Here is a 6255-nt window from a genome sequence, read left to right on the forward strand (position 1 = left end):
AAGACCAATCAGTAATTGGCTTTAATTAAATTTCCCTATTTTTTCGACCAGCCGAGCCAGCCCTGAAACAGAATCTAGAGAGCCGTCAGTATCTGCGGCAATATCCAAGTCTTCCCAATTAAATTCAGTAGAAAAGTGGGCCGACTCGATAATTAACTCGTAGCTATACGATGCTTTTTCAGAATCTGCATCCGTCAACTTCAACACCGGCACCTCAACTGCCTGAATCGCGCCGATTAATTCACCAACCTCGGCAGCCGTTAAATCTCGAGCCTGTAATACATCATCTGTTCGCTTAACGGAAAGAGATGATTTTTCATCAATTGTGATTTCGTATTGATTAATACCAAAATCAAACCACACTGTTAACTCAAGAGCAATGGGATATATCTTCATCAAGCCACTCCTTATGGTCAGACCCTAGAGACCCTCGCAGATGGAGGGCAATGCTTGATGCAATCCTATGCCTATTGAGGCTGGCTGTCTAGCTCAGCAGAGATATGCCAGCAAAGGCCTTGTATATGGCGGAGGGGGGGGATTCGAACCTTCGGTAGGTTTAACCCTATATCCAACTTCGGGACTTCAGCATTTCCCATGTAAATCAATTAGCAACTCCAGATACCCATAATCTGAAGAATTGACTAATGAGAGTTATTGCCACATGGCTCTTTGGCGCACTAAACCAACGAAATTATTTTCAGAAAACCGCTGGCAACAATAGTGATTTAGCCGGGGCGCTCTTGATTTTCCTGAATGACCTTAAGAAAGCGTTCGCCATAGCGCTCCAACTTGGCTTGCCCCACCCCACCAATACGACTGAAGTGGTCCAAAGTAGTTGGAGTAGATTTAACCATCTCCTGCAAAGTGCTGTCATGAAAAATCACATAGGGCGGCACCCCTTGTTCGCGTGCCAGCTCAGTACGCTTAGCCTTGAGGGCCTCCCATAGGTTTTCATCTGCAATATTACTAAAGGGATGTGTAGAACTCTTCTTTGCTCCAGACTTCGTAGCATTGCTCTTGGAGTAGCCCGTTTCTTTTCGCAACCAAACCTCTTGCTCACCACGCAGCACGGGCAAGGCAATGTTATCCGCCAACTTTAAGCCGCCATGCAATGCAATATCAGCATCTAAATATCCCCCCGCTACCAATTGACGATAGATGCTATTCCACTGCGCCTGATTGAGTTCTGCGCCAATACCAAATGTACTCACTTGCTCATGAAAATATTGCTTTACTCTAGGAGTCAATTTACCCAAAAGCACATCAATTAAATGGGTTACACCAAAACGCTGGCCTGTACGATACACACATGACAATGCTTTTTGCACTTCGTGCGTGGCATTCCAAGTAGCCACTGGCTCTAGACAATTATCGCAATTACCACAGCTACCAGCATGCGCCTCTCCAAAGTAACGCAAAATCGTTTGATGGCGGCACGTCGTGGATTCGCAATAGCCCAGTAGAGCATTAAGTTTTTGGCGCTCTACCCGCTTACGGTCCTCAGAAGCTTCACCAGAATCAACCATTTGCCGCAAGCTCACCACATCCCCAAATCCGTAGGCCATCCAGGCATTTGCAGGCAAGCCATCGCGCCCTGCCCGTCCAGTTTCTTGGTAATAACCTTCCATACTTTTGGGTAGATCCAGATGAGCTACAAAGCGGACGTTGGGCTTATCAATACCCATACCAAACGCTACGGTCGCGACCATGATGACGCCCTCTTCACGCAAGAAGCGTTTTTGATTAGCACTGCGTGTTTCCACACTTAAACCTGCGTGATACGGCATTGCATCCCACCCGCGGTCTTTTAACCATTGCGCAGTCTCTTCTACACTGCGACGCGATAGGCAATAAATAATTCCAGAGTCATCGACATGCTCGGCATCTAAAAAGTGCTCCAACTGTTGTTTAGCACTCTGTTTTTGCAGAACTCGATACTTAATATTGGGACGATCAAAGCTAGAGACAAACTGCTCGGCAGATTCCAGCGAAAGACGCTCCACAATTTCTGCTCGGGTTGGCGCATCCGCAGTAGCCGTTAAGGCGATACGAGGCACCTTAGGAAATCGCTCGTGCAAAACAGTTAATTGGCGATATTCTGGGCGAAAATCATGACCCCATTGCGAAACGCAGTGCGCTTCATCAATAGCGAATAATGCAATTCCGGGGCCCGCATTGAGTCTATCGAGTATTGATAGAAAACCAGAGCTCATCAGACGTTCTGGCGCCACATAAATCAAGTCAAGATCTCCAGCTAGTAATTGACTGGTCACCTTTTGAGAAGTAGTTGCATCCAGACTGGAGTTTAGGAATGAAGCCTTAACGCCCAACTGGGTTAATGCATCAACTTGATCCTGCATCAGTGCAATTAAGGGTGAAACCACTACCCCTACGCCACGGCGAACAAGCGAGGGAATTTGATAGCACAGCGACTTACCGGCACCAGTAGGCATGAGGACCAAAGCGTCCCCGCCAGCGACTAAATGCCGAACAATAGACTCTTGAGCACCTCGAAATTGATCAAAGCCAAAAATATCATGAAGTACTTGGTGACTCGATTGCAACAGTAATGCCCCTTTGTATTAATGAATAACCGCGTATTACATAATTCGTATAAATAAAAAGCCCCATGTTAATGCGGGGCTCTTGCAATATTTTCTCTAAATTGATGAAATCCAGAGTCTGATTGGCGGAGAGGTATGGATTCTCCTCCACTTTGAAATAACCATATGATTAAGTTAAATATTTTCTCAGGACTAAGCTCTATTTGTAGCAAACATCTGCAGCATTCTTAACCGCCAATCTTAGACCGTCAAGATGCCTCGCTTGATCATAACGATATTGCCTGCCCTATTCAAGGCGGTAGGCCGTTGTTGGGTGGCAAGCAGTCATTAGAACCAATAGTTACCGCAGGTAAATCGACCCGTAAGCGACCTTCTTGGGCAACAAAAAACCTGCCTAGGCAGGTTTGGTATTTCTGAGTGGCGGTGGAATAAACCACAAACTCTAATTACTTGGCGCTTGCCTTCTTTGCAGCGGCTTTATGCGCTTTAACCACTTGACTAAGTTGACCTTGAGCTGAGTTCAACCCTGTTTCAGCAGTCTTTTCGAAGTTAGCAAATGTCGCTTGAGCAGTAGAGCGAACTTGGTCAAAGTGTTGAATTGCAGCAGTAAATGCAGTAGTAAAAGCAGCTACAAACGCTTCAGAACCAGCAGGTGCTTTTGAAGTGGCTGCCGCTACGAATTCTTTCAAATCATCTTGTGATTGATTAATTAGAGCATCCATAGCGCCGACCAATTCTTCATTGCCATCACGCAATACCTGAGCAATCTTTTCTTGATATTCTTTAATTAGAGCAATGGCTTCTTGTACGGATTCTCCTTGTAGCAACTCTAATGCCGCTTTGGGATCTTGACTTTTCAGTAATTGTGATGCCTTGGCTTGAGCTGTGCTTACCAATTCTTGCGCCACTTGATAATTAATTTGCGCTAATTCATGCGCATTTCCCAACGCTGTTTGCCCCAAGGCGCGCACGGCTTCAATAGATTTGGCTGGATTTGCCGAAAATGAATAGCTAGACATGGTGTTTCCTTTAGGGGTTAGTTATGCTGCATGACAACATACTAATTAGCATTTAAGTCAATAACAAGACACATTATCTGCCAAGCAACCCACATTAAGTCATAAGACTAAAGGACTCTGATGAGGCAGCGAGACAATAAGATCGGACACTCATATTTATTTATTACAGGTGACTCGACTCGACCCATGTGAGACTGTCACCCAAAAGCAAAAACTACCCGAAGGTGGTTTAACTATTACAAGAAATTAATGCGTCTAACTATGGGCGAACATACAGATCTTTACCATTCTTAATGGTCTTTACAATCTGAATATCCTTAATTTCCATTGGATCCACTTTCAATGGATTGCGATCAAGTACCACCATATCAGCGAGCTTTCCGGTGGCAATACTGCCCTTTGACGCCTCTTCTTTATATTGATATGCAGCTACAGAAGTAAACCCACGAAGTGCAATGTAAGGATCGACACGTTGACCAGGGCCTAAGGTGTCCCCTCCGTAAGTCTTGCGATTTACAGAGGTCCAAATCGTAAACAATGCACTTGGACCAGACGAGGGCGTGTCATTATGAATTCCAAATTGGAGGCCCTTTGTTAGAGCCAAATTTAGCGGCACCATATTACTGGCCCTCTCTTCTCCCAGAATTTTTTTATACACATCGCCATACATCCAGATGTGGTTAGGCATGAATTGGGCAAAGATTTTATTAGTCTTATATTGATCCAATTGATCATCACGAACAAAAAATGAATGGGCAATCAATGTTCTGCGGTCTTCAGTGATGCCTGTTTCTCGTATTGCTTTAGTAATTCCAGAAAGAGTCATATCAATTCCAGCATCGCCATTGGAATACCCGTAATACTGGATATTTTTCTCGTAGGCTAACTTTGCGTAATGATCAACTAAATCCTGCGAAATAATAGCCATACCTCGCCAATCCTTTGGAAATCCAGTGGTATCGGTATAAGGCTTGGTGAAATAAGCCAAACGTAATTGCGGTGCGCCATCAGTTGAGACCAAAATTCCAGCAACCTTAAAGCCACCATTACCCTTGGTATAGATTCCAAATGGATAATTTTGATTGGTCGCCAGCAATTGATCAACGACTAGATAGGTTGGTAACGCAATAAGATCCAAGCTAATCATATTGCGATCTACTGCTTGGCGCATATTACGAATATCGTCAATCGTAGTTTCATAACTTTGCGCAGTGGTAAATCCATTTGCGGCATAAATCTTTTCAGCTTTGCGATAAGTTTCCAGGGTTAAGCCCTGGGAATACTTACCAAACACCTTGGCAGTTGCATCCACATTTGGTATGCCGATCAATTCACCGGTTAGTTTTCCTGTTTTTGGATCGACAGGAATCATTCCTTGCACAACTTTAGTAGATTTGCTAATCCCCAGCCTCCTTAAGCCAGCTGAATTAACAATTCCAGTCAAAGTAGAAATGTTATTGACAAATACCGGTTGATTAGGAAATGCTTTGTCTAACTGTGCAATCGTCAATGGACCATCAGTAAGAAAGGCATCCGCGTACTCTGTGCCAATAATCCAACCGTTAAATGGTTGAGCCTCAGCTTTCAAACGGCCTATTAGCTCCTGAGTTGTAAGAGGAGGCTTATCTGAAAAATATCCAAGATTAACGCCCAGCGTATTTTGGGCAATCAAAGTAAAGTGGCCCCATGCATCTATAAATCCCGGCAATAAGGTTTGGCCTTTTAAATCATGAATTACTGGATTTGTGCCGGCCTCATTTAAAGCATTTTGCATATTTCCGACATAAGTGATCTTCTTACCCCTCACTACGACCGCTTCAACATAGCTTGGTTTATCACCATCCATCGTCAAAATGTCGCCATTGAAATATATGCTTGCATTATCAGCAAATACTTGGGAAGCAATCAAAAACAAGAATGTAGAAAAGTATACTTTTAAGATTTTCATGAATGAATTACTTTTTAATAAATGGAGAGATCAGTTAGACTGGTTAATAAAAAAGATAATACCAAAATACACCCTCACCAGTAGTGCCAAGGGGATCATGAAACATGCCCCCCTTTTCTTTTGGTTCAATGGAATATGCTGCTATCTGTTCGGAACAATCAATGGTCTACTAGACGCCTCGAGTCGAGATGTGAGGCGCCGGATGACTAATTTGACTATAAGCGTCTCAAAACACGATACTTAGAAGTTGGTCGACTTGCAGATTCACAATGAGCGGGAGACTGTTAATGACCTTGAATTCAACTGATCGATGCAACACACTACAAACTGCGTAAGCAAAAGGAGTGTTGCTCATGAAACAACGACCTCGAATCTATTACACCGCCACTCAAAGAGAGTTGATGTGGGATCGCTGGCAAAAAGGCGATAACCTTCATCAGATAGCGCAGTTATTTGATCGCCATCACCCCTCTATACAGCGTATTTTGATGCAGACGGGCGGCATCAGACCACCATCAAGATCTCGATCAGTTTTAGCGTTAACTTTGGCTGAGCGAGAAGAAATCTCCCGTGGCCTGGCAACTGGGCAATCACTTCGCTCTATCGCACAGCTTTTAGGCAGGTCGCCTTCTACGGTTAGTCGCGAAGTAAAACGCAATGGCGGTATTAAAGACTACCGATCAGCTGGGGCCGATAGCTCAGCCTGGGATCGAGCACTTCGCCC

General features: G+C 44.3%; 5 protein-coding genes. 1 reads left to right on the forward strand and 4 read right to left on the reverse strand.

The annotated features are described in order from the left end of the window. Positions 1–21 precede the first annotated feature (21 nt). From CBI30_RS10755 to CBI30_RS10770, 4 genes are all read right to left on the reverse strand, one after another. Positions 22–396 (reverse strand): hypothetical protein, encoded by a 375-nt coding sequence (locus CBI30_RS10755; protein ID WP_088528292.1) that lies wholly within the window; start codon positions 394–396, stop codon positions 22–24. Between the two features lie 329 nt (positions 397–725). Further along, positions 726–2564 carry a DNA helicase RecQ gene (recQ, locus tag CBI30_RS10760; protein WP_088528293.1) on the reverse strand — a complete coding sequence of 613 codons (1839 nt, stop codon included), beginning with the start codon at positions 2562–2564 and terminating at the stop codon, positions 726–728. A 446-nt stretch (positions 2565–3010) separates the two neighbouring features. Continuing rightward, a complete protein-coding gene (locus tag CBI30_RS10765; RefSeq protein WP_088528294.1) occupies positions 3011–3583 on the reverse strand; it encodes a phasin family protein in 573 nt (190 codons plus the stop codon). A gap of 259 nt (positions 3584–3842) precedes the next feature. Continuing rightward, complete coding sequence (locus CBI30_RS10770) at positions 3843–5531, reverse strand: amidohydrolase (RefSeq protein ID WP_088528295.1); 1689 nt, start codon at positions 5529–5531, stop codon at positions 3843–3845. A gap of 353 nt (positions 5532–5884) precedes the next feature. On the opposite strand from CBI30_RS10770, the gene CBI30_RS10780 reads away from it, so the two are divergent. After that, positions 5885–6255, forward strand: a 371-nt coding sequence (locus tag CBI30_RS10780; RefSeq protein ID WP_143744395.1) for a helix-turn-helix domain-containing protein, incomplete at its 3' end; no start/stop codon positions are given.

The sequence above is a fragment of the Polynucleobacter aenigmaticus genome, assembly GCF_002206635.1.
GTDB lineage: Bacteria > Pseudomonadota > Gammaproteobacteria > Burkholderiales > Burkholderiaceae > Polynucleobacter > Polynucleobacter aenigmaticus.

Coding starts and splice junctions, on each gene's coding strand:
- CBI30_RS10755 (WP_088528292.1), bottom strand. CDS start 396: ATGAAGATATATCCCATTGCTCTTGAGTTAACAGTGTGGTTTGATTTT.
- CBI30_RS10765 (WP_088528294.1), bottom strand. CDS start 3,583: ATGTCTAGCTATTCATTTTCGGCAAATCCAGCCAAATCTATTGAAGCC.
- CBI30_RS10770 (WP_088528295.1), bottom strand. CDS start 5,531: ATGAAAATCTTAAAAGTATACTTTTCTACATTCTTGTTTTTGATTGCT.